Origin of the sequence: Prevotella melaninogenica, from assembly GCF_018128065.1 — a bacterium.
GTDB lineage: Bacteria > Bacteroidota > Bacteroidia > Bacteroidales > Bacteroidaceae > Prevotella.
The window spans coordinates 1,171,656-1,196,653 of the sequence record NZ_CP072360.1 but is presented as its reverse complement, the minus strand read 5'-3'; the positions used below and the strand labels follow the sequence as shown (position 1 = coordinate 1,196,653).

Annotated in this window: 19 protein-coding genes and 2 tRNA genes; 16 read left to right on the top strand and 5 right to left on the bottom strand. The window is 38.4% G+C overall.

Annotation, left to right across the window (positions count from 1 at the left end):
• Window positions 1–171: 171 nt before the first annotated feature.
• A complete protein-coding gene (locus tag J5A56_RS10660) occupies window positions 172–573 on the bottom strand; it encodes a DUF3127 domain-containing protein (protein ID WP_021672265.1) in 402 nt (133 codons plus the stop codon).
• Window positions 574–784: 211 nt separating this feature from the next.
• On the opposite strand from J5A56_RS10660, the gene dnaN reads away from it, so the two are divergent.
• The 14 genes from dnaN to J5A56_RS10590 all read left to right on the top strand — a co-directional run bounded on the left by dnaN (window position 785) and on the right by J5A56_RS10590 (window position 16,624).
• Window positions 785–1,909, top strand: a complete 1,125-nt coding sequence (dnaN, locus tag J5A56_RS10655) for a DNA polymerase III subunit beta (RefSeq protein WP_036920061.1) — start codon at window positions 785–787, stop codon at window positions 1,907–1,909.
• A 95-nt stretch (window positions 1,910–2,004) separates the two neighbouring features.
• Window positions 2,005–2,859: a 3'-5' exonuclease gene (locus J5A56_RS10650; protein ID WP_021672267.1), complete on the top strand. Its 855-nt coding sequence runs from the start codon at window positions 2,005–2,007 to the stop codon at window positions 2,857–2,859.
• Between the two features lie 4 nt (window positions 2,860–2,863).
• Complete coding sequence (gene coaBC / locus J5A56_RS10645) at window positions 2,864–4,075, top strand: bifunctional phosphopantothenoylcysteine decarboxylase/phosphopantothenate--cysteine ligase CoaBC (RefSeq protein WP_021672268.1); 1,212 nt, start codon at window positions 2,864–2,866, stop codon at window positions 4,073–4,075.
• Window positions 4,011–4,937, top strand: coding sequence for a DUF4835 family protein (locus J5A56_RS10640; RefSeq protein WP_231370820.1), 927 nt, complete (start codon window positions 4,011–4,013; stop codon window positions 4,935–4,937). The genes coaBC and J5A56_RS10640 overlap by 65 nt, the downstream gene beginning before the upstream one ends.
• A 63-nt stretch (window positions 4,938–5,000) precedes the next feature.
• The gene (recN, locus tag J5A56_RS10635) at window positions 5,001–6,674 is read left to right on the top strand and encodes a DNA repair protein RecN (RefSeq protein ID WP_021672270.1); all 1,674 of its coding nucleotides are present in this window, start codon (window positions 5,001–5,003) and stop codon (window positions 6,672–6,674) included.
• A gap of 20 nt (window positions 6,675–6,694) precedes the next feature.
• A complete protein-coding gene (locus J5A56_RS10630; protein WP_021672271.1) occupies window positions 6,695–8,398 on the top strand; it encodes a tetratricopeptide repeat protein in 1,704 nt (567 codons plus the stop codon).
• Between the two features lie 785 nt (window positions 8,399–9,183).
• Window positions 9,184–10,599 (top strand): threonine/serine ThrE exporter family protein, encoded by a 1,416-nt coding sequence (locus J5A56_RS10625; RefSeq protein ID WP_021672273.1) that lies wholly within the window; start codon window positions 9,184–9,186, stop codon window positions 10,597–10,599.
• A gap of 780 nt (window positions 10,600–11,379) precedes the next feature.
• Window positions 11,380–11,452 (top strand) — tRNA-Lys (locus J5A56_RS10620).
• Between the two features lie 39 nt (window positions 11,453–11,491).
• Window positions 11,492–11,564 (top strand) — tRNA-Lys (locus tag J5A56_RS10615).
• A gap of 96 nt (window positions 11,565–11,660) precedes the next feature.
• Entirely contained in the window at window positions 11,661–13,082 is a 1,422-nt protein-coding gene (locus J5A56_RS10610) for a S8 family peptidase (RefSeq protein WP_036920063.1), read from the top strand.
• A 28-nt stretch (window positions 13,083–13,110) separates the two neighbouring features.
• Window positions 13,111–14,415: an exodeoxyribonuclease VII large subunit gene (xseA, locus tag J5A56_RS10605; protein ID WP_021672275.1), complete on the top strand. Its 1,305-nt coding sequence runs from the start codon at window positions 13,111–13,113 to the stop codon at window positions 14,413–14,415.
• 39 nt (window positions 14,416–14,454) lie between these two features.
• A complete protein-coding gene (xseB, locus tag J5A56_RS10600; RefSeq protein WP_021672276.1) occupies window positions 14,455–14,643 on the top strand; it encodes an exodeoxyribonuclease VII small subunit in 189 nt (62 codons plus the stop codon).
• Between the two features lie 123 nt (window positions 14,644–14,766).
• Complete coding sequence (locus tag J5A56_RS10595; RefSeq protein WP_021672277.1) at window positions 14,767–15,783, top strand: branched-chain amino acid aminotransferase; 1,017 nt, start codon at window positions 14,767–14,769, stop codon at window positions 15,781–15,783.
• Between the two features lie 349 nt (window positions 15,784–16,132).
• On the top strand, window positions 16,133–16,624 hold the full coding sequence (locus J5A56_RS10590; RefSeq protein ID WP_021672278.1) for a ferritin: 492 nt from the start codon (window positions 16,133–16,135) through the stop codon (window positions 16,622–16,624).
• Between the two features lie 815 nt (window positions 16,625–17,439).
• Here J5A56_RS10590 and J5A56_RS10585 read toward each other — a convergent pair.
• The 3 genes from J5A56_RS10585 to J5A56_RS10575 form a co-directional block, all read right to left on the bottom strand.
• On the bottom strand, window positions 17,440–17,865 hold the full coding sequence (locus J5A56_RS10585) for a hypothetical protein (RefSeq protein WP_021671353.1): 426 nt from the start codon (window positions 17,863–17,865) through the stop codon (window positions 17,440–17,442).
• Entirely contained in the window at window positions 17,862–19,382 is a 1,521-nt protein-coding gene (locus J5A56_RS10580; protein WP_021671352.1) for an ImpB/MucB/SamB family protein, read from the bottom strand. The genes J5A56_RS10585 and J5A56_RS10580 overlap by 4 nt, the downstream gene beginning before the upstream one ends.
• A gap of 180 nt (window positions 19,383–19,562) precedes the next feature.
• The gene (locus J5A56_RS10575) at window positions 19,563–19,955 is read right to left on the bottom strand and encodes a hypothetical protein (protein ID WP_021671351.1); all 393 of its coding nucleotides are present in this window, start codon (window positions 19,953–19,955) and stop codon (window positions 19,563–19,565) included.
• A 179-nt stretch (window positions 19,956–20,134) separates the two neighbouring features.
• On the opposite strand from J5A56_RS10575, the gene lepA reads away from it, so the two are divergent.
• Complete coding sequence (gene lepA / locus J5A56_RS10570; protein WP_021671350.1) at window positions 20,135–21,916, top strand: translation elongation factor 4; 1,782 nt, start codon at window positions 20,135–20,137, stop codon at window positions 21,914–21,916.
• 27 nt (window positions 21,917–21,943) lie between these two features.
• Window positions 21,944–22,543, top strand: a complete 600-nt coding sequence (locus J5A56_RS10565) for a Crp/Fnr family transcriptional regulator (protein ID WP_021671349.1) — start codon at window positions 21,944–21,946, stop codon at window positions 22,541–22,543.
• Between the two features lie 194 nt (window positions 22,544–22,737).
• On the opposite strand, the gene J5A56_RS10560 is transcribed toward J5A56_RS10565, so the two are convergent.
• The gene (locus tag J5A56_RS10560) at window positions 22,738–24,756 is read right to left on the bottom strand and encodes a TonB-dependent receptor plug domain-containing protein (protein ID WP_196801650.1); all 2,019 of its coding nucleotides are present in this window, start codon (window positions 24,754–24,756) and stop codon (window positions 22,738–22,740) included.
• Between the last annotated feature and the right edge of the window lie 242 nt (window positions 24,757–24,998).

The following is a 24,998-nucleotide window of genomic DNA, read 5'->3' as shown; positions in this document are numbered from 1 at the left end:
ATATTTCTTATTAGGTATTACTTTTTTCCAATGTTTGGAAAGAGTTTTATTATTAGTTTTTGTGTACCTATTTCCCAACCTTTTCCTCCTAAGGCAAAGTCTCATAAAACAAAAAGACAGACTCGCTAAATTAGAGAGTCTGTCAATTTATATTGAAAAATCACAATTCTATTAGAATGGTAAGTCATCTGTAGAGTTCTCTTCAGGCTGTGCAGGAGGGAATGGAGTTGCCTGTGGCGCAGCAGAATCTGGCTGTGGTGTAACAGGCGCAGCAGCAACAGGTGCACCAGCCATAGCTGCCGTAGCATCAACGCGCTGAATGTTCCATGCACGAATATTGTTGAACCAACGACCATTGTATTCATGTGCATCAATGTCAAAGCTAACATTGAGTTCGTCGCCAGCCTTGATAGCAAACTGCTCAATTCTATCAGCACCAAAGACGTTGAAAACCATCTTCTTAGGATACTGGTCGTGTGTCTCAATCACATACTCCTGTGACTTCCATGGTCCTCGTGCTGAAGTTCCTTCACGTGCAGGAAGAACAGCGATTACTTTTCCTTGTATATCCATTTATTTTACTTGTTTTGGTTATTTTATTACTTTATTCTGTTTGCGAAATTACTAAAATAGTTCTAAAAACCGAAACTTTTATACTTAATTTTTGTTTTTCACGTCCCTTTTTTGTATTTTTGTACGATGAAGTTGAAAGATGGTAGTGGACTTGTTTCGGCCGTCTGGATATCTAATAAGTGTAACAGAATATTAACTAAAATAGATACTAATGAGATTTAACCTTTCAAGCACTGCATTGAGCAGCCGGTTGTTGACTCTCTCTCGAGTAATTAATAGCAAGAATTCTCTGCCCATCTTGGATTGCTTCTTGTTTGAAGTTCATGGTGGTCAGCTTACTATTACCGCATCAGATAGTGAGAATGTCATGCGCGGAACATTGAATCTTGAGAGTTGTGAAGGCGAAGGTGATTTTGTTGTAAATCATCATACAATTCTTGATGCTGTGAAGGAACTCCCAGAACAGCCTTTGATACTGGATGCAAATTTGGATGAGATGAATATTTATGTTACCTATCAGAATGGTTCATACTCGTTCCCAATTCTTGGTGCTGATGAATATCCAAAAGCTCAGCCTGTATCGGATAATGCCACAACCATTACACTTCAGGCTGATAAATTATCTGATAGTTTGACACGTTCACTATTTGCAACAGCGCAGGACGAGCTTCGCCCTGTAATGAATGGTGTTTATTTCGACTTGAAGGAAGATGGTTTGGTTGTTGTAGCCAGCGATGGTCATAAGCTTGTCAGAAATAAGATTTTTTCTATTAAGAGTGATATCCCTGCATCATTTGTTCTTCCTAAGAAGCCAGCTTCATTGTTGAAGAATGTTCTTTCAAAGGATGGTGGTGACGTTGTCATCCATTTTGATGAGCGTTCAGCGGAGGTTTCTTTTGCTGAAGGAAATCTTGCTTGTCGTTTGATAGAGGGTAAGTATCCTAATTATAATAGCGTAATCCCACAGGATAATCCTCATCAACTTACTATTGATCGTAAGTCATTGATTGGTGCATTGCGCCGTGTTTTACCTTTTGCAAGTGATTCTTCGCAGCTGATTCGTTTTCACGTGTCAGCAGGTTTGTTGGAGTTGAATGCAGAAGATATTGACTTCGCAACAAGTGCTAAGGAGAACGTTACCTGCGAGTATGGTGGCAATCCTATGAGCATTGGCTTCAAGGGTTCAAGTATGCTTGATATCTTGAACAACCTTGAGTGTGATGATGTCGTTATCCAATTGGCCGACCCATCACGTGCTGGTGTTATCGTACCAGGTATTCAGCCAGAGAATGAGGATATTCTCATGCTTATTATGCCGATGCTGTTGAACGATTAAGAAAAAAGTTAAATAGATTTTATCGGGAGGATGGCTGTGTATCTTCTATATAGCCATTCTCCTTTCTAATTATATATAGGGCTATATACAGACGTATGAAACTGAATTTGACAAAGCCTTTGATAGTTTTCGATTTGGAAACGACAGGACTTGACCTTGTAAACGATCGTATTATCCAGATTTCTTTCATCAAGGTTTATCCTGATGGAAAGGAAGAAAGAGAGAATATTTTTATCAATCCCGAGAAGCCTATACCTGCAGAGGTAACTTTGTTGACGGGTATTTCTGAAGCTGATGTGGCTGATGCACCAACCTTTAAGCAGAAAGCAAAGGAATTAGCTGAAAAGTTTCTTGGATGTGATTTTGCAGGATTTAATTCTAATCGTTTTGATGTACCAATGTTGGCCGAGGAATTTCTGCGTGCAGGTGTTGACTTTGATTTCTCAAAAAGTCGACTGATTGATGCACAGAATATCTATCATAAGATGGAACGTCGTAATCTTGCTGCCGCCTATAAATTCTATTGTGGTAAGAAGATGGAAGATGATTTTGAAGCACATAAGGCTGATCAGGATACTGAGGCTACATGGCGTGTGTTGCAGGGTGAACTTGAGATGTATGCACCTGGCAAGCAGGAGGAAGCAGACCGTATGTTGAATAACGACATGGATGAGCTTGCAGAGTTCTCACGCATGAATGACTTTGTTGACTTTGCGGGTCGTATAATATGGTGTGATATGACGGATAAGGATGGTAATCAGATTTTAGATGCTTCGGGAAAGCCACGTCGTCATGAGGTATTTAACTTTGGTAAGTACAAAGGCTGGGATGTTGCAGAGGTATTACACAAAGACCCAGGTTATTATAGTTGGATGCTTGCAAGTGATTTTACTTATAATACAAAGCAGATTTTGACACGTATTCGCCTAAGAGAGTTTAATAATAAGTAAGGTAATGCTGAAAGGGAAGAAAATAGTATTAGGTATAACTGGCTCTATTGCTGCATATAAAAGTTGTCTTATTATCCGTGAACTGATAAAGAGTGGGGCAGAGGTGCAGGTAGTTATCACACCTGCTGGCAAAGAATTCATCACTCCAATCACGTTGTCAGCATTGACCCATAAGCCCGCTATAAGTGAGTTTTTCTCGCAGAAAGATGGTACGTGGAATTCTCATGTAGACCTTGGATTATGGGCAGATGTAATGGTTATTGCTCCTTGTACTGCTGCAACGTTGGGAAAGATGGCTAATGGTGTTGCTGACAATATGCTAATTACTACTTATCTTTCAATGAAAGCACCAGTCTTCATTGCACCTGCGATGGACTTGGATATGTATAAGCATCCTTCAACACTAAGGAACATAGAAACCCTGCGTAGCTTTGGCAATCATATTATTGAGCCAGGTAGTGGATATCTTGCCAGTGGTCTTGAAGGAAAAGGAAGAATGGAAGAGCCTGAGAATATTGTTAAAGCTTTGGACAACTTCTTCTCAGATTCTGTCGAAAATCAATCTTATACAGAAGATTTAAAAGATAAAAAGATTCTTATTACAGCTGGTCCTACATACGAAAAAATTGATCCTGTACGTTTTATAGGCAACTATTCTTCTGGCAAAATGGGCTTTGCCTTAGCAGAAGAATGTTTCCGACGTGGAGCAAAGGTTGTGCTCGTTGCAGGACCTGTAAGTCTTACTTGCTCTGATGGTATTCAACGAGTTGATGTTGAAAGCTGCAAGGAAATGTATGATGTTGCAGTAAGAGAATTTCCAAGATGTGATGCAGCAATACTTTGTGCTGCGGTTGCCGACTTCCGACCAGAGGAGGTTGCGGAGCAAAAGATTAAACGTGAGGGTGACGACTTGCTGTTAAGACTGAAGCCTACGCAGGATATTGCTGCAGCTATCGGTAGTATGAAAGGAGAAAAGCAACGTATTGTTGCTTTCGCTTTGGAAACGAATGAAGAAGAGAGTAATGCCCAAAGAAAGTTGGAAAAGAAGAATGCTGACTTCATTGTTTTGAATTCTACGAGGATTCCAGGGACAACTTTCCAAACAGATGATAACCAAATAATGATTATCAACAAAGAAGGTAAGAAGAGTTATGCCAAGAAACCAAAGACTGAAGTGGCTCGTGATATTATTGACGAGCTTGTTTCTATTCTCTAAAGGAGAGTTAGCAGCTCAAGAGCTAAATGCAAAAGTAACCGTGAATCATAATCAGATTCAGGGCACGGATGCTTCTGTCTTTGAGAATCTGCAACAGACTTTGGAACAGTTTATTAATACACGTCAATGGACTCATTACCAGTTTCAAAGAAATGAACGTATAAACTGTAACTTTAATATTACTGTTAGTAAGTATGATCCAGGTAGCAACCTCTTTACTTGTTCTGCTTTGATACAAGCAAACCGCCCTGTTTATAATGCTGCCTATAGTTCTACGCTCTATAATAATCAAGATGGTGATTTTAATTTCACCTTTGCTCAGTTTGATCAAATTGAGTTTAATGAGGAGAATGTCGATAATCAGCTGACGGCTCTGATAGCTTATTATGCTTACCTTATTATAGGATTAAATTTGGATTCATTCTCTCCTATGGGTGGAGAAGATATCCTACAACGTTGTATGATTCTTACGAATAATGCACAGAATCTTAATTTTACAGGATGGAAAGCCTTTGATAATTCCCGTAACCGATTTGCTATCATTAACGATTATCTTGATGGTGCGATGAAGCCTTTCCGTCAATTGCAGTATGATTATTATAGGACTGGATTGGACGAGATGGCTAATAATGTTGAACGTGGACGTACAAATATTACATCAGCCTTGGAGAATGGGTTAAAGAAAGCACATGAGAATCGTCCAATAAGTATGTTGCCACAAATATGGACAGACTATAAGAAGGATGAATTAGCTAATATATACAAAGGCAAAGGAACACAAAAAGAAAAGGAGTTGGTCTACGATATTCTATTTGGTATTAATGCCAGTCAGAATATTACATGGGATAAAATAAAGCAATAGCAGCTTCATAGTAAAGCGAAAGAATCCTATTCTTTAACTTCAATTATTATAATTAGCAAATATATGCTGAAACATCTATATATAAAAAACTACACATTGATTGATCAGTTGGATATTACTTTCCACTCGGGTTTCTCTGTTATTACGGGTGAAACTGGTGCGGGAAAGAGTATTATCTTGGGGGCGATCGGTTTATTATTGGGCAATAGAGCTGATAGTAAACAGATAAAGCAAGGAGAAAAGAAATGTACGATTGAGGCACATTTCGACCTCTCTAACTATGGCTTTGAATCCTTCTTTGAAGAGCATGATATTGATTTTGAACTAGAAGATACCATTGTTCGTCGCGAACTGACATCTACCGGCAAGTCACGTGCCTTCATCAATGATACTCCAGTGTCATTGCAGATGATGCGTGCATTGGGTGAACAGTTGATAGATATTCATTCACAACATCAGAATCTTTTGTTGCAAAAAGATGACTTCCAACTGAATGTTGTGGATATTATTGCTCAAGATGGTAAGGAATTGGCTGCTTATCGTTCAGCTTATGAAGATTATAAAGAAGCAGAACACCGTCTTTCTGATGTTAAAGAGCATATTTCACAAGCTCAGGAAAATGAAGAATTCATGCGTTTTCAGTTCAGTGAGTTGGAGAGTGCAGGCTTGATAGAAGGCAGACAAGAAGAACTTGAACAAGAAAGTGAAACTCTCTCACACTCAGAAGATATCAAAACGGCTTTCTATGAGGCGGATAATCTTTTGAATGACGATGATAACGGAATCCTTCGCAAATTAGGACAGAGTCTTGATAATCTTGGAAATGTTGAGAAGGTTTATCCTAAGGCACAAGAACTTGAACAGCGTTTATCATCAGTACATATAGAACTGAAGGATATTGCAGGTGAGATTGGGAGTGAAGTTGAGAATATTGATTTTGATCCTTCTCGTTTAGATAGCATAAACCAGCAGCTTGATTTATTGAATACACTTGAACAGAAGTTTCACGTTTCTACAGAGAAAGAACTCATAGAGATTCGTGATAACATTGCTGAACAACTAAAGAATATTGACAACAGCGATGAAGAATTGGAGTTGCTTGAGCAAGAAGTGAAATCAAAGCGTGCAGCATGTGAGAAGCATGCAGAGAAGTTGACTGCACTCAGGCGTGAGGCAATCAAGACGGTTGAGGAACAAATGAGTAGTCGTCTTATTCCGCTTGGAATACCGAATGTCAGGTTTAAGGTAGAGTTGTTGCCTAAGCCTTTGGCAATGGATGGTGGTGACAAGGTCCAATTCCTCTTCTCTGCCAACACAAGTACGGCTATGGAACCTGTTGCACAGGTAGCTTCTGGTGGTGAGATTGCTCGTGTAATGTTGTCATTGAAGGCAATGGTAAGTGGGGCAGTTAAGTTACCAACCATTATTTTTGATGAGATTGACACAGGTGTAAGTGGTAAGATTGCGCAGAAGATGGCACTTATCATGCAGGAAATGGGAGACAACAACCGTCAGGTAATTTCCATTACTCACCTTCCACAGATTGCGGCTTTGGGTAGTTCGCACTATAAAGTAGAGAAGAAAGAAACCGCAGAAGGAACGCACAGTCACATGCGTGAATTAACTGGAGAGCAGCGCGTGAATGAGATTGCACAGATGCTTTCTGGCGCTGATGTTTCTGATGCAGCTTTACAGAATGCTCGTGAATTGTTAGAATTGAGTAAGAGAAAAAAATAACACCTTGCTAAAAATATACAATGAAAGAAAGAATGAACATGAAACTAAGAACTTTAATTTTGACCATTGCCCTCGTCTTGGGTATCTCTACAAACATTTCTGCTCAGCCTGGTGCCGTGAAGAAAGCTGCAGATGCGGCCTTTATATTGACCACTTTTAAAGCAGATGGTAGTATTTTGGCAACATCTAATGGCGTATGTATCAGTACGGACGGTATTGCTATTAGCCCTTGGAAACCCTTTATTGGGGCAGATAAGGCTGTCATTATTGATGCTAAAGGACAGAAACACGAAGTGGAGTGTCTGCTTGGTGCCAATGAGATTTATGATATTGTTAAATTCCAAGTGAATGGTAAGACTATTGCTGCTCCTTTGACAACAACTGTTTCGGCTAATGATGAAGTCTGGATTACGCCTATGCCAAAGAGTGGCAATGCAGAGAAGGCTGATGTGGTAAACGTTGAAAAGTTTATGGATAAGTATAATTATGCTATTCTGAAGTCTACGGCTACTGATAAGTTGAATGGTGCCCCAGTCTTTAATACGAAAGGACAGGTTATCGGTTTGTTCAATATATCAGGTGATTCACAGAGTTCCACAGATGTAAACTATGCGAATGACTTTACTGTTAACGGACTATCACAGAACGATATCACCCTTCGACAAAGTGGAATCTGTATAGGTTTACCCAATAAGATAGAAGAGGCTGTTGTCGCATTGATGCTTTCCTCAGAAAAACCTTCCAACATACATGAAGCTGTTGTCAATGATTTTATAGCAAAGTTCCCACAGTCAAATGATGGTTATTATGCTTTAGCGAACATTCAGATAGCTAAGGGTGAGATTGCTAATGCTGATAAGACGATGCAAACTGCTGTTAGAAAGGTGACAGCAAAGGATGAAGCACATTATAACTATGCTCGTCTTATTTATCGTGGTACACTTGCTCAGGACTCTGAAGAAAAAACAAAGTCAGTTGGTTGGACACTTGACAAAGCTTTAGACGAGATTCAAAAAGCTCAATCAACTAAAGCTAATGATGCATATAGACATCTTCAGGCACAGATTATCTTTGCAAAAGGTGATTATGCAAAGGCATATACAGAGTTTGAAGCACTAACAAAGACTAAGTTTAATAATCCAGAACTTTACTTGGAGATGGCACAGAGTCGTCAGCATTTGGGGGCTACTGACCAAGAGATTCTCGACTTACTTAATAAGAGTATCGAACTATGCGATACACCATACGTTTCTACTTCTGCACCATATTTTTATACACGTGGTCAGCAGTTAGAGAAGATGGGAGAGTTTCGCAAGGCTGTGCAGGATTATTATACCTATGAATATTTTAATCAGGGACGTCTTGGAGCCGCTTTTTATTACATGCGCGAACAGTGTGAAGTGAAAGCTCGTATGTGGCAGCAAGCATTGCAGGATATTCTTATTGCCTCACGACTTGACCCAAAGGAAGCCTTGTATCCAACAGAGGCAGGAAGTCTCCTGTTACGTCTGAATAAAATAGATGCTGCTATTAGTGCTGCTCAGCAAGCAATCCAACTTGATGCTTCTTTGCCTGATGCCTATCTTATTCTTGGTATTGCGCAATGTGAGAGTAAACAGAAAGAAGAAGGTCTGAAAAATATTCAAAAGGCTAAGGAACTCGGCAATACGCAAGCAGATACTTTCCTGCAGAAGTATAAGGTGGGTTCTATCAATCCCCACTGAAATTAAATGATTAAATCCTGGGTTACATTTTGTCATATTTCAGATTCTCTTCGAGAGCAAATTGCCAGTTTACGCAGTCTTTATGTCCGCATAACTTCGTTGTTCCCTATCAATTTGCTCTCGAAGAGAATCTGAAATATGACAAAGTTAATTAATAGAACCCACCTTAAATAAAGTTACTAAAGTTTCTCACTTGTTTGAAATGTCTTCCTAAGTCTCTGAGAAGGAGAAGTGAAATAGAATTAATATTGGTTGTATTTGTACATTCAAATTTGTAATTATTTGATATACAATACAATAATATTTCTACTATGAGTACAAATATATAATTGAGAGGATGTATAATATTCGCTATCATGATTTGCCTGAAAGAAGAAGACCTGAGTTTATTGTTTCATGCATCGCTGTGAAACGAACTGGCGTGTCGTCCTACTAAGTATGGCTTGTCGTTTTCATAGTCCGTAAGTATAATGCAGAAAGAACATTGGGTAATCAACGTATATTATTGACGGCACACTTGCAGTTTGTCTATGCATCGTGAAAAGGGAGCAAAGAGGATGTCAAGGCTGAGTGAAAAGAGTGTAAGATTCAATTCAAAAAGAAAGCATTTGAGTGGCTTTAGAACAAATAAAGTCTATTTGTTTGTCGTTATCAGGTATTATACTTGTTTGCATATTTTGCTATCATAATTAAGCTAAAGATTTGATTTTTAGTAGTGTAATTTTCCAATATGAATAATAAGTTGTACCTTTGCAACAGTTTTTAATATTAAAAGATTGTTTTGTATGGACGAAAAACAGATGGATTGTTCCAAGAAAACCCTTCGTAGAAAACTTGATTTGCTTCTTCGCACCGGACAAATCCTCATGGAAAGTTCAGCAGATACGAGTCGTGTTAAAAGAAACATGGAGCGTACCGCAGCTTATTTGGGACTGCCAAAGGAGAACCTACACATGAATATTGATTATTATATGTTGCAGGTAAATGTGAGTGACGAATTTCATAGCTTCTCTAAGATGCAGCGTTGTGATAAGCATGTAATTAATATGCTTGCTATTCAAGAAGTCTCAAAACTCTCATGGCGTGCTATCCAAAAGGATTATTCATTGGATAAGTACGAAGAAGAACTTGAGAAGATTGCCCATGGTAAACACTATTATACAGACTGGATGATCGCTATTGGTGCAGGACTTGCCTGCGGTGGTTTCTGTATTCAATTCGGTTGTGACTGGACTGCCTTTTGCTATGCTTCAATTGCTGCTATTCTGGGTAATCGTTTGCGTATGTTTTTGAATCATTCTGGTTCAAACATCTATGCAAACTTTGCTGTAGCAGCCTTCGTAAGTACAGTACTCGCTTGGTTATCATCTTTCATTTCAACACCAAGTGTTCAAGCGGTACTTCCTGAATTTCTACGTCCAATTCTGTTTACGCATACTCCATGGCATCCACTCTTGGCTTGTGCACTTTACATTGTGCCAGGTGTTCCTTTAATAAATGCAGTTAATGACTTGTTAGACAATTATATAAATACTGGACTAATCCGATCAATGAACACAATGCTTATAGTTGTCTCAATGTCGTTTGGTATTATGTTGGCAATTAAATGCGGTTGCTTTGATGGCTTCGTAAAAAATCTATCTACAATCCCACATCACTCCTTCTATGTTTATGCTATTGCAGCTGCAATCTCAGCTATGGGTTTTGCAACAATTTATAACATTCCATATCGTTTAATGCCTTGGATTGCTGTGGGTGGTATTATTTGTGTTTGTACCCGAAACTTCGTATTCCTTGAGCCTTCATCAGGGAGTGTAGGACTTGGATTAGGTATTGTTGTTGGTTCGCTTTGTGGCTCAGCATTGATATCAATAATTAATATTAAAGCTGTTCATTTCCTCCATACACCACACCAGTGTATCACTATTCCTGCTGTTATCCCTATTGTACCTGGTGTACTTATGTATCGTGCACTTTATGGTTTTATGGGAATGCATGGTGTTGTTGGGGAGGTAACACATGCTATGACGTTTACGATCAATGGTTCTTTGGTGTTACTTTGCATCGCTTTGGGTGTTGCTATACCTAATATTTTTGCGAGAAAATGGATAGCACCTCATCGTAACGCAAAGTTACAGCGTCTGATAGACGAGCGTCGTGAGCGTGGAAAGTTTGTTGATTTGCATCAATATAATGTATAATAGAAGATTTTTATATAAGAATGGTATGAGGATGAAACTATTGCAGGTTTCATCCTTTTTTAATGAAATAATCAATGTTTTAAGAGCAAAATAAGGATCTTTCGTTAAAGGCGTAGATGCTTTTTGCATATTGTATTGTTGACGATTTGTCTTTTTCTATATTGCGAACGATGATTGGCGCAATATGAAATAACTTTACATGAGGTCGGCAAAAGAACCTATACTTGTAATCAAAAATAGAAAGAAAATGTGGCTTTGTAACAAACATAAAATCAATTAGTTACAAATCTGTTTTCAAAAGGTGCTTAATTGGGGTCTAAAAGGGCGTTAGTAAGAGCTTTAAAGGGCACCTTTTGCAAGCCAAGTGGGCATCTCTTCGAAGCCAAATGACCATATATTGATTTCAAGATGACGAAAATCTTTTACATAGTTATGGAATAACAAGGGAGTATTATGATTTAGATAGCGGTAAAAAAAATATGAATAGATAGGGTATCGCATTCTTTTCCTGTTCTTCTGCTCAGTAAATGTAAATCCCCAAATAAAGTATATCAGAAAAGTAAGTTCTTACATCTTGAGAGAGAAAGATATTTATGAATACATAAAAAAGATAGTATCCTCATAAAGTTATGTCGTTTGTAATCATCATATTATCATATAGTTATATTAAACATTTATAATTATACCGTAAATAGCAAACCTATTTGTGAATAAAAAAAGAAAAAAAGTTTGGTTAATTCGCAAAAAAGTAATACCTTTGCACTCGCAAAAACGAAATGAGCACCCTTAGCTCAGTTGGTAGAGCAACTGACTCTTAATCAGTGGGTCTAGGGTTCGAATCCCTAAGGGTGTACAAAGATTGCTTTATAACCCTGATCATTTCGTTTAATATGCACCCTTAGCTCAGTTGGTAGAGCAACTGACTCTTAATCAGTGGGTCTAGGGTTCGAATCCCTAAGGGTGTACAAATAGGATTTCCTGAGATAGGAAATCCTTTTTTTTCTTTATTTTCTTTTCATCTCGGTGGTGTTATTCGATTATTTTGTGTAAGTTTGCAGATTATGAAACAAATTCATCTCAGAAGTTACATCATATTTCTACTCATTTTGTCCTGCACTGGTCTATGTGCATCTACAAAGAGTGATGGGCGAATAGCTTATCCAGGAGGAAAATGCTATATGTTCCGTGTTACATTGAAGGATAAAAGTGGAACACCATATTCCTTGGATAAGCCTGAGAAATTCCTTTCTAAAGCTTCTCTTCAGCGGCGTGAACGTCAGGGGTTGAAGCTTGATTCCACAGACCTTCCTGTGTCACCTAATTATATTCAACAAATTAAGAAGAATGGGGGAGAGGTTGTTGCCGTAAGTAAGTGGAATAACTCTGTACTTGTGCGTGGCGACAACCGACAAACATTGGAAGACCTAAAAGTGTTGTCTTTTGTAAAAGATAGTAAGTTGGTTTTTGTCTCACCAGACTCTATTCGCCCACTCTCTCAGAGAGTACGTTATAATTCTGAACTTCAATCTCTTGATTCAACCATTCATGATTATTATGGTATGGGTAAGGGACAGATTGAGAGCTTGAATGGCAGAAAACTGCATGACCTTGGTTTTATGGGACAAGGAATGACAATAGCCATATTGGATGCAGGTTTTATGAATGTTGATAAAATCCCAGCTTTTAAAAAAATAAATATAAAAGGTACGCATAATTTTGTTGCGGGTTATGACAATGATGTCTATAAAGAGATGGATCATGGCACCAAGACATTATCCACAATAGCAATGAATCAACCTACATTTTTTGTAGGTACAGCTCCTAAAGCTGATTTCTGGCTACTTCGGACGGAAGATTATTTGACAGAGAGTTCTGCAGAAGAAGATTTCTGGATAGCTGCTGTTGAGTTCTCAGATTCTGTTGGTGTAGATGTTATTAGTTCATCTTTGGGTTATCATGGTTTCGATGATAAATCAATGAACTATCGATATGCAGATTTAGATGGTCAGACAGCTGCTATCTCAAAAGTTGCTTCTCGTTTAGCAAGTAAGGGAATGATACTTATTAATAGTGCTGGTAATGATGGTATGGGTACTTGGAAGAAGATTAATGTTCCTGCTGATGCTCATGATATTCTTACTGTTGGGGCAGTTTCTCTCGATAGGGTTAATGCTCCATTCTCATCAATTGGACCTACCGCTGATGATCGAGTAAAACCTGATGTAATGGCTTATGGTTGTCCTACGAACGTTGTGTCGGGTAGGGGATATATTGTTCCTGATAATGGGACTTCATTTGCTTGTCCGCTAATTGCTGGTATGGTTGCTTGTTTATGGCAGGCATTTCCAAACAAGCCAGCCAAAGAGATAATAGACCTTGTGCGCCAATCAGGAAATAACTATCAATATCCAGACAATATCATGGGTTATGGTATCCCTGACTTTTGGTCAGCTTATCAGTCAGCTACTTGCTTTAATCAGTAGTTAATTGTTCTATAAAAATTATTGAAAGATGATAAAAGCACTTTCACTTTTTGAATTGAACAGTCTTGTCGCAGATGTTATAGATAGCACAATGTCACGTTCTTATTGGGTTCAAGCAGAATTGTCTGAAGCTCGAGAAAATCGTGGACACTGCTATATGGAGTTGATAGAGAAAAACGAAGGTAGCAATATACCTATAGCACGTGCTTCAGCTAAGTGTTGGAGTAATGTTTGGATGCTTATTAAGCCTGCTTTTATACGCATGACAGGACAGGAAGTGCGGACTGGAATGAAGGTAATGTTGCAAGTTCATGCTCAGTTCCACCCTCAGTATGGTTTCTCTTGGATCGTTGATGATATTAATCCTGAGTACACAATGGGGGATATGATGCGTAAGCGTCAGGAGATTATCCGCCAGTTGAAGGCTGAAGGAGTTTTTGAATTACAAAAAGAACTTCACTTTCCGATTTTTGCTCAACGCATAGCTGTAATTTCTTCTGAAACAGCTGCTGGTTATGGAGACTTCTGCAATCAGTTAGAAACAAATGAGTATGAACTCTACTTCCATGTAGAGTTATTTTCTGCAGTCATGCAAGGTGATCATGTTGAGCAGAGTATTATCAATGCTTTGAACCAAATCAACAGTCGTGAAGATGATTTCGACTGTGTTGTTATCATCCGAGGGGGCGGTGCAACAGCCGACCTCAGTGGCTTTGATACTTTAAGCCTTGCAGAGAATGTGGCAAACTTCCCACTTCCAATCGTAACAGGTATTGGGCATGAACGTGATGAAAGTGTTTTGGATATGGTGTCGTTTCAACGTGTGAAAACGCCGACGGCAGCAGCAGCTTATCTCATTGACCATCTTGCATCAACGCTTATGAGAGTTGAGAATGCACAAACTCAAATTGTTGACAGCGTTAGACGAGCATTGGAAGTAGAGAAAATGCGTGTCCAGCATATTGGCATACATATTCCTGTGTTGTTTTCCGTTGTTCGTACAAAGCAGGAGGCAAGGCTTGATGGCTTGTCTCAGCGTTTTCTTATGAAGTTAAAAGAAACTATGAAACAGACTAATTTCCATCTTAGTACGTTACAAAGTCGCATATTACCCACACTACAAAATCGGTTGTCTATTGAGCAACATCGACTTGAAATTCTTGAGCAACGAGCACGATTACTCGACCCCTCATTACCCTTAAAGCGTGGATATAGTATCACCTTATGTAATGGAAAGACCGTTCGTAATGCTAAGGACCTAAAGATTGGTGACACTATAATAACACGATTGGAAAAAGGAGAGGTGGAAAGTAGGGTGGAACGTCTATCTTAAATGAGTATATATTTCATCTAAAATAAAAGTAAAAGAGCAATGAAAGAAATAAAATACGAAGAAGCTGTTCGTCAGCTGGAAGCAATTGTTAACAAAATGGAGGATGGTGAACTTGATATTGACTCTATGGCAGCCCAATTGAAACAGGCACAAGAGTTAGTGAAACTTTGTAAACAAAAGCTGAAGCGTACTGACAACGAGATTCAGAAACTTTTAGAGAAACAATAAGCCTTTATCTTCTTTTTTTACCAGAAGCAAGTTTAATTAACTTATCATTTGGTTGCATGGTAAGATATTTTTGCTTACTTTTGTAGATAATTGTCATGAATAATAACTTAACACGAAAATAATATGAAAAATATAGAGTGGTCAAATTTATCCTTTGGCTATATGCCAACTGATTATAATGTACGCTGTTACTATCATAATGGTCATTGGGGGGAGATAGAGGTTTGTTCAGACGAATATCTTAAACTGCATATGGCTGCAACTTGTCTTCACTATGGTCAAGAAGCCTTTGAAGGATTGAAAGCGTATCGTTGTCCTGATGGAAAGGTGCGTGTTTTTCGAGTAGAAGAAAATGCAGCACGTCTGCAGAGTACAAGCCGTGGTATTGTAATGCCAGAGGTGCCTACGGGATTATTTACAGAAATGGTTAAGAAAGTTGTTCGTCTTAATCAGGAATTTATTCCACCTTACGAGAGTGGTGCCTCACTTTATATACGGCCGTTGTTAATTGGTACATCAGCTCAGGTGGGAGTTCGTCCAGCAGAGGAATATTGCTTTTTGATCTTTGTTACTCCTGTAGGTCCTTACTTTAAAGGCGGATTCTGTGCCAATCCTTATGTTATTGTTCGTGATGTAGATCGTGCTGCTCCATTAGGAACTGGAATGTATAAAGTGGGCGGTAACTATGCTGCATCACTGAGAGCTAACAGTCGTGCTCATGAACAAGGCTATGCTTCAGAATTCTATTTAGATGCAAAAGAAAAGAAATATGTAGATGAGTGTGGTGCAGCCAACTTCTTTGGTATCAAGAATGACACTTATATTACGCCTAAGTCAAGTTCAATTTTGCCATCTATTACCAATAAGAGTCTTATGCAAATTGCGGAAGATTTGGGTATGAGGGTAGAACGCCGTCCTGTTTCAGAAGATGAGTTGGATAATTTTGAGGAGGCAGGAGCTTGTGGAACTGCGGCCGTTATCTCTCCGATCTCTCATCTCGATGATATGGATACAGGTAAGGTTTATAACTTTGGTAATAAGCCAGGTCCATGGTCAACTAAGCTTTATGAGACACTTCGTGATATTCAGTATGGTACGATAGAAGATAAGCATGGTTGGACAACAGTCGTAATTGAATAATCTTTGATCGAGCAGATAGAGATGCTCAAGGAGATATAATATTGAAAATAAGAATTGCATCAAAACGTAGAATTGTTTTAATTCAATTTGCTGTCATTTTTAACATTTTATCTATCTTACTGTAATATAACAAGTTAAGTGCCTATTACAAATGACAAGAGTGACAGGAAATTAAGTTTATGAATTGCACGGTAAAACGAAATCAGCTAACTCTTTTATGAACAAATATTAGAAAATATTTAAGAGTTGTTTATTTGGAAGAATAACAAAAAAATAGTACTTTTGTAGCTGGAATTATTATTAGTGACTAACGAAGTAGTAAGTAATTGTTAATTTAAAAGGATAAGAAATGAATATATCAAAGAAAATGCAGGATGCGTTCAATGCGCAGATTGCGGCAGAGATGTGGTCGTCAAACCTCTATTTACAAATGTCTTGTTGGTTCCGCAAGGAAGGCTGGAAAGGTTTTTCAAGCTGGATGTATAAGCAGGCAGAAGAGGAAAGACAGCATGCAATGGATATGGCACAGTTTGTTCTTCACCGTGGTGGTGAAGTTATTATTACCAGCATTGATGCTGTTAAGACAAGCTGGGTTGATGCTAAGGAGGCTTTTATAGACACATTTGCGCATGAGCAGAAAGTTACAGAACTTATTAATAAGTTGGCAGACGTTGCTGATGAAGAGAAGGATCGTGCATCACAGAACTTTATAGCAAAGTATATTGATGAACAGGTAGAGGAGGAAAAGAATGTTAAGGACATTCTGGATTCATTCTCTCACTTAGAAAGTCATGCTGTTGCACATATTGACAGTAAACTTGAGCAGGCTCGTAAGAGTTAAAAGAAATCGGTAGGAGGTAAATATTACACATAAGTAAGATTTACCTCCTACTTTTATATTTATTGACTTCCCATGTCATTGTTAGGTACATCCTTTTATAAGTGCAATTGAATTAAAGGGTATCAAACCAAAAGAATCAAATATAGAAAGACGAAATAGGAAAATATTCTTAGATCTAATTATTTTATTTATCATAATGTGTATTATACGTAAAGCGTCTCTTTGAATTATAGAAGCCCCAATACATTCATTCTCTTGCTTGAGAAAATCATTTAATTTTGAAGAGATCTATAATATTTGTGAGTTGTAATAATACAGGAAGGTATGTCTTACTACCGTCATCTTCAAGTCCTATTTTTATGGCTCTATAACGAATCGTGTGGGTTGTTTGACCCGATTAGAATAATATCTGTTGTATTCATAGAAAGAAATTATTTGTTCAGTTTAGTTTTAGTGTTTTACTCTTTAGCCAACGGAATAGGATATCTTATGGTCTTAATTCATACTATGTTTGTGAATGTTTACCATCATTTGCTGTGGTGCTGTTACTCTGCACATGTGGTGCGGAGGGTTAGCACATATGGTGCGAAGGGTTAAATTCACTATGATATAAGGATGACAGGGGATAAATTGTGAGCAAGATGTTGGAATACTAAGAATAAACAGGAGGTGTGTAGAAGCTTGTTTAGCTCAAACTCCTTTATACTTTTTGTAGATTAATTCGTCTTCATCTAAGCCAGTAAACATAGGAACGCTGGCAAGGAAAAACTATTTACCCACACGATTCGTTATAGAACCATTTTTATGATAAGCGACTAAAATTTGAAAGAAGAAAACAGCTCTCCTTCTAAGCCGATAATAGCATCAATGCTTATTTTCTTTTTGTCTTTCAAAATAATAATACGTTCATTGGTATGAATAGCTTTAACAATACCTTTAATTGTAAGGTATTGCCCGCCATCCTTACATCCGTCGGGTTGGAAGTAAGTAATTGTAATTGTTGGTTCTTCTTCTAAACAAGTGGTAAGAATTGAAAGCTTTCTGTCCATCAGTTGACGGTCATCTTCCATTATCTCTATCTTTGGATTTGTCTGTCGAGCTGTCTCAGCAATAACTTCTTCATAGCCTGTAAGGGCGGAAAATGGGGCAAACTGTGCTGCACGATTATAGAGACTCATCTGCGGATGACGTTTGGAGACATGATGTGGAAGATGAATGATGTCGTCATAATTATCTGTCATGCCTTATGTCCTCCTATCTGTTTGTTACGATCTCTTGCCGTTGAGCCTTCATCAAAGTTCAAACCACGTAGAAGAGAGTTCTTGCCAAATCTGTTTTTGATATTAATAATGGTTTCTTGTATTTTACGTTCACGTGCTAACTCTGCCTCTTCAACATGCTTTTCTCGTCTTACTGCTTCATAATCAGTGAACATATCAAGTTCAATGGGTTTGGAGACTTGATGTTTCATTTGCTCCTCACTAATGACGTGATTGGTTGATATGCTTAGTCGTCTGACCAACAAACGTTTATCAACAATATCATCATAAAGAGTAAGAATAGCTTTACTAATCAATCGAGACGAGGAGCTAAATCGATGAAGATTTGCTGTTCCATGGGCACTTTTAGGTACTTTTCTCCCATACCAGTCAATAGCCACAGGTCCAGTATAACTCTTTCCAGCCATCGAAGTAAGGCTTTCACGGTCATATCCAACGGACAAAACGAGTTGATCTGCAACACAACGCTTCTCAACTAAGTCTAACGCAATAGCATCAACCATTTCTTGTACAACAACTCTTGCTTTACGAAAGGTATATGGCTCTTGTAGAACCTGACCACTGCTCATCGAACTATGCTCTGGTCGGTAAGCCTTAACCATTTCCATTGTACAAGGCTCCCATCCCCAAGCATGGTCGATAAGCAACTCTGCATTCACACCGAAAAGCTTATATAGAAGTTCCTCTTGATGCATAGAACAACGTGCAATCTTTCCCATCGTGTCTATTCCATAGGAATTAAGACGCTGTGCAATACCCTTTCCAACACGCCAGAAGTCGGTCAGTGGACGATGGTTCCATAGCTTTTCACGATAGCTTTGTTCATCTAATTCGGCTATTCGTACACCATCTTTATCAGCTGGGATATGCTTTGCAACAATATCCATCGCTACCTTACAGAGGTACAAATTTGTACCAATGCCAGCAGTTGCTGTAATACCAGTCTCACGTAGTACGTCACGTATCATCTTCATTGCCAGTTCGTGGGCTGTCATACGATAGCTGAAGAGATAAGAAGTGGCATCAATAAACACTTCATCTATCGAATACACATGTATATCTTCTGGGGCAATATATCGTAGGTAGACATTGTATATCTTTGCACTATGTTTGATATAATGCGCCATACGGGGCATTGCTGTTAAATAGTCAACAGCCCAGTTGGGATGCTGTTCGAGTTCTTTCGCATTATATGACTTTCCTGTTAGTGCTTTTCCAGTCAAGGTGCTACGCTCTTCATTGACCTCTCTTAATCGTTGTATCACCTCAAATAAACGCGCTCGTCCGGGAATACCATGTGTTTTCAAAGAAGGTGAAACCGCAAGACAAATTGTCTTTTCTGTTCTTCCTTCATCCGCAACAACCAAGTTAGTCGTCATAGGGTCAAGTCCACGTTCCACACACTCCACACTGGCATAGAACGATTTTAGGTCTATGGCAATGTAAGTTTTGGTAGATGGCTTTCTTGATGAAGACATTTTGGTATGATTAGAAGTTAGATGCGTGAACAAGGAATAAGAGAATTTAAATCGATTGTTTTATCCAGAGTTATTGATTTAAAGGGAATTAGAGAAGGTAAGACATGTTTTTTTGCAGCCAATTCAAAATAATGTCTTAAATTCTGTAACTCCCTTTGATTTTTAAATCCTTTATTTCCCTTAGTAATCCTTTTCGGTATAGGTCTCATCCAACAAAACTTTTGAAGGAGTTTTACCTGAGCGATAGGTGTATCTGAAATTAAAACCAGCGTCCTTGTATCCCTTGGTGCCAGCATCAGCTTTCAAAGCATCATTTAAAGCTTTTCTTAACTCCGTTTTCTTTGAGATAACAGCCTGTTCATTATCAGCATTTCCGACGAGCAAGTAATAATAGTGAATTGTACGAGAAGATGGTTCAAATACCATACTATCCATTCTTGTGTCATTGACTACGGGTGTAGGGCATTTCTTCTCAGTATATTCTTTACATTCTTGTGCTGCTCTTTCTTCCAAACTGTTACGACAAGCAGAGAGAGAGAGCAGCAGTATGCCTGCATAAAGTAAGTGTTTCATTCTCTTTGAAGTTAATATTAATTTGGTTTAGGACCATTATGCGAAGATATCTCTTTTTATATTATGCCTAACCATTTATCCGTTGCAAAGATAAGAAAAAATAGGCAATTTCTTATTTTAACATTCTTAATTCTCAATAATTATGACTATATTTGCATGTTGAAATTATAGACAAACGGATGAATCATATAAGAAATTTCTGCATTATTGCCCATATTGACCATGGTAAGTCTACCTTGGCAGATCGTCTCTTGGAATATACTCAGACGATTAAGATTACTGGTGGGCAGATGCTCGATGATATGGATTTGGAGCGTGAACGTGGTATTACGATTAAGAGCCATGCTATCCAAATGGAGTATACATTGGATAAGGAAAAATATGTCCTTAATCTTATTGATACTCCGGGACACGTTGACTTCTCGTATGAGGTCTCACGAAGCATTGCTGCTTGTGAAGGAGCATTGCTTATCGTTGATGCAACACAGGGAGTACAGGCTCAGACGATTTCAAACCTCTATATGGCTATTGATCATAACTTGGAGATTATCCCTGTTATCAATAAGATTGATATGCCAAATGCTATGCCTGAGGAGGTAGAGGACGAGATTGTTGACCTTATTGGTTGTGACCCAAAGGATATTATTCGTGCAAGTGGAAAGACTGGTGAGGGTGTGCCAGACATTCTTGAAGCAATCATTAAGCGTATCCCAGCACCAACTGGAAATATCAAAGCACCTTTGCAAGCACTTATTTTTGACTCTATTTTCAATTCTTTCCGTGGTATTATCACGCTTTGTAAGGTTGAAAATGGCGTTATCAAAAAGGGTGATAAGGTTAAGTTCGTACAAACTGGTATGGAATACGTAGCTGATGAAGTGGGCGTATTAAAGATGGAAATGGTACCAACCCAACAGCTCTCTACGGGCGAAGTTGGATATATCATCTCTGGTATCAAGAATGCCACTGAGGTGAAGGTGGGTGATACAGTTACACATGTCATCAATCCTTGTAAGAAAGCTATTGAAGGATTCCAAGAGGTAAAGCCGATGGTATTTGCAGGAGTCTACCCTATCGACCCGAATGATTATGAAGGGTTACGCGCTTCTTTGGAGAAACTTCAGTTGAATGATGCCTCCCTAACCTTTCAGCCAGAAAGTTCTCAGGCTTTAGGCTTTGGTTTCCGTTGTGGTTTTTTAGGTCTGCTTCATATGGAGATTATACAGGAACGTTTGGATCGTGAGTTCAACATGGATGTCATCACCACCGTACCTAACGTTAGCTATATGGTCTATGACAAACAAGGAAATAAGAAAGAAGTTCATAATCCATCTGGCCTTCCCGATCAGACGATGATTGACCATATTGAAGAACCATATATCAAAGCTTCAATCATTACCTCCAGTGAGTATATAGGTCCCATCATGACGCTTTGCCTTGATAAACGAGGTGAACTCATCAGTCAGAACTATGTGAGCGGAAATCGTCTGGAACTTCTCTTTATGATACCCTTAGGTGAGATTGTGATAGACTTCTATGATAAGTTGAAGAGTATTTCAAAAGGATACGCTTCATTTGATTATCATATTGATTCGTTCCGTCCATCAAAGTTAGCAAAGCTTGATATTCTTTTGAATGGAGAGCCTGTTGATGCCCTTTCAGCACTGACGCATGAGAGTAATGCTGTTGTTTTCGGACGAAGAATCTGTGAGAAGCTGAAAGACTTGATACCACGTCAACAGTTTGATATTGCTATTCAGGCTGCTATCGGTGCAAAGATTGTTGCACGCGAAACAGTTAAGCAAGTACGTAAGGACGTCACAGCCAAGTGTTATGGTGGTGATATCAGCCGCAAACGTAAACTTCTTGAAAAACAAAAGAAGGGTAAGAAACGTATGAAACAGATTGGAAACGTACAAGTTCCACAGAAGGCATTCCTTGCCGTATTGAAGTTAGATTAAAATCAAAGATTAAGAAAGGATTGGAAAATGAAAGATTTGGTAAACGATACAAGAGATATAGCGCGTGAATTGGCACGTAAATATAGTACGATGACTCATGACGAATTGGATGTACTTGAAAGTATCCTCGTACCAATGAAATTCACTAAAGGACAGATGATTCTCAGTGAGGGTGAGGTCTGTAAGCACGTTTATTATATAGAAAGAGGTCTTATTCGCCAATTCTATTTCAAGAACGGTAAGCAGATTACTGAACACTTAGGGGAGGACAGAAGTATCTTTATGTGCATTGAAAGTCTTTTCCGTGAAGAGCCTACTAAGCTACAGGTTGAGGCATTAGAGCCAACATGGGTTTATGCTCTGCCTAAACAGAAGTTGGAACAGGTGGCACTTCATAATGTCAACATCCAGATTCTCTATCGTAAGATATTAGAAGAGAGTCTTATCACTTCACAGATACATGCTGACCTTGTGCGTTTTGAGACAGCACAGGCTCGCTATAAGAGAATGTGTAAACTCAGTCCACAGGTTATTTTGCGTGCTCCACTGGTTTATATTGCCAGCTATCTGCAGATGACACCAGAAACATTGAGCCGTGTTCGTTCATCAACATTGCTCGATGATTAATGAGTCTTTATATTTGTTAAGAGTATATGGAGTTAGAGGAGTTAAATAATTGCCTATTGTTCGCTTTGTAAAGCGAATATTAAATGTAGATGGTAATTGCTTAACTCCTCTAATTCCTTTTATTTTGTTGTCCTTTTATAGAAAGAAGAATAGAAGGCTGAATATTCTTTTTATTCTATTAAATCTCCCCTATCCTATTTCCCTAACTCTCCCACATAGTGAATTATTCTTCCCTCACTTGTCACACCTTCGATGATAAGGCGATAGTCCGAACGATATTCTGCAGGTAAAAGTAGACGGAAAGATGCACCGCGTAGTGATGGTAACCACACTGGTGTATGTGCATTAGGAGTATAACTTTGTGGAATTTGATAGCCTAATGTTGTAAATGTCTTCGTATTTGTCAGTGGAACAGAAGTTGCTTTGAAATCTCCTTTCTTTGTCGTTATGGAAATAACACCCATACCACCAATAGCTCCCCAAATAACCGTTGAGCCGCCCTTAAAGACATCTACTCGTTCAACATCTGCCATTTGGATATTATCTAAGTCATAATCATTATCAACAAATATACCATCTATGGCTATTGCTGCAGGACGTTTACCATTGATTGTCATACCTCCTCGCACATAACATTTCCCAAACTCAACTGTAACACTTGGAACTCTACGCAATAGTTCATGTAAACAAGTTGCTCCTATGCTTTCGATATCGCGCAGCCCAAAGGAGAAATCAGCAGTACGAGCGTACGAATCAGAACGGGAAGAATAGGTGGGTTGATGGCTAAAGACACTCACCTCCTCCATCTGAATACCGCCTTTTTGTAGTTTTAAAGTTGCGTCTACACGTGTAGTGTCATGACCCGTCCATTCAAACGGAGGGAATTGACCTGTATAAGAGGGGAACTCCTCTTCGTCCAATAACAGTTTTACCCATGACTTCTCTGCCTTTGTAAACGCATTAAGAACATACTGTGTACCTTCTGGAAAGTCTATTTCTGCAAATGAAAACCGTCCGTGTGCGTCTGTTTTCGTGACGGCATAAAATCCTTTGTCAGGGGAAATAAGATTAACAATAGCTTCTTTTATTGGCTTATGACCTATCAACATCTCTACTCGCCCTCGTATCACAGCTGACTTTTCAACACCAATCTTCCCTTTCTTGCATTCCCCTTTAATCACATCAGCCATCCTGTATCGAGTCCAACAACAGCTGTCAAGTAGCGGTTCGATTTCATTATTCAGAAGTATAGATGCTGGCTCTTCTGGGCAATCTGCCACGTCCATATCATATAATAAATGAGAAAGGATGTTCGATTGTCCATCTAAATAGTTTGTTCCAGCATATTCTACACGTACAGAAACATCCATTGTTTCTCCTTTATGTAGACCATCAGACTTGATTAAACAAGGAACTAACCCCTTGTCTGTCGTTTCATCTGCAGCCCATTTTACTGAAATAGGACATTGTTCTTTCTCTGGATACAAAAATCTTAATCTTTCTTCAACTATTTTTAAATTGGCATCAAGAAGTTGAAAAGAATAAACGCCACCTTGTGAAAGACTATCATAATGCAAAACAACATCCTTTTCTTTACTTATTTTTCCAAAGTAAATAGGAATGGAGCGACAGTGTATAAACAGCCAGTAGTCATTCTTTATACTATCAGTATAACTGTTAATATTAACTTTAATATTATTTTCTAATTTATTGATATACAATAGTGATAAAGGATATTTATTATCCTTATTTAAAGTATTACAATACTTATGAGACAACAATATTCCTTGTGCACCAATATAGATACTTTTAAGACTTTCATATCTACTTAAGTTTAACATATTCTGCGTATAGCTACGTAACACATACCGCCCTTTTGCTGCTCCTTCAGGAATGTCTATATGTCCAACAAAACCTTGGTCGCTTCTGATCAAGCGCACCCGCTTCACAACAAGACGTTCTGGATTAAGGAGCTCTACATATACATATCGACTCAAGCTATCCGACTGATGTACCACTGCATTTACTAAAAATACACGCAAATGGATTCGTTGTCCAGCTTGATAACTATTGGCATCAGTGAATACGTATGTCTTCTCCTGCGGGAATAATTGTACCTGCCGAAGAATACGGCTCAACAAGACGTTGTTTGTCTGGGCAAACAATGAGGTTTGAAAGCATATTAATAATATTACGAATTGTAGTTTTCTCATATAGGCAGGTGTCAGTGAATGAGTTTTCATAATAGGTTCTCTGTTATGGGAACAAATATTTGTAGAGTGTAATGCAAACTTACACAAAAATCTTAAATAATACGATTATAATACAGAAAAACATACATGATATTTTAAAAATCATCAAAGTTCTTGTTTATAAATGATGAACGATGAGTAATAAGAAAACAACAAAGATATGTTTATAAGCGTAAATAAGCATAAACTGCACGTAAAAGATA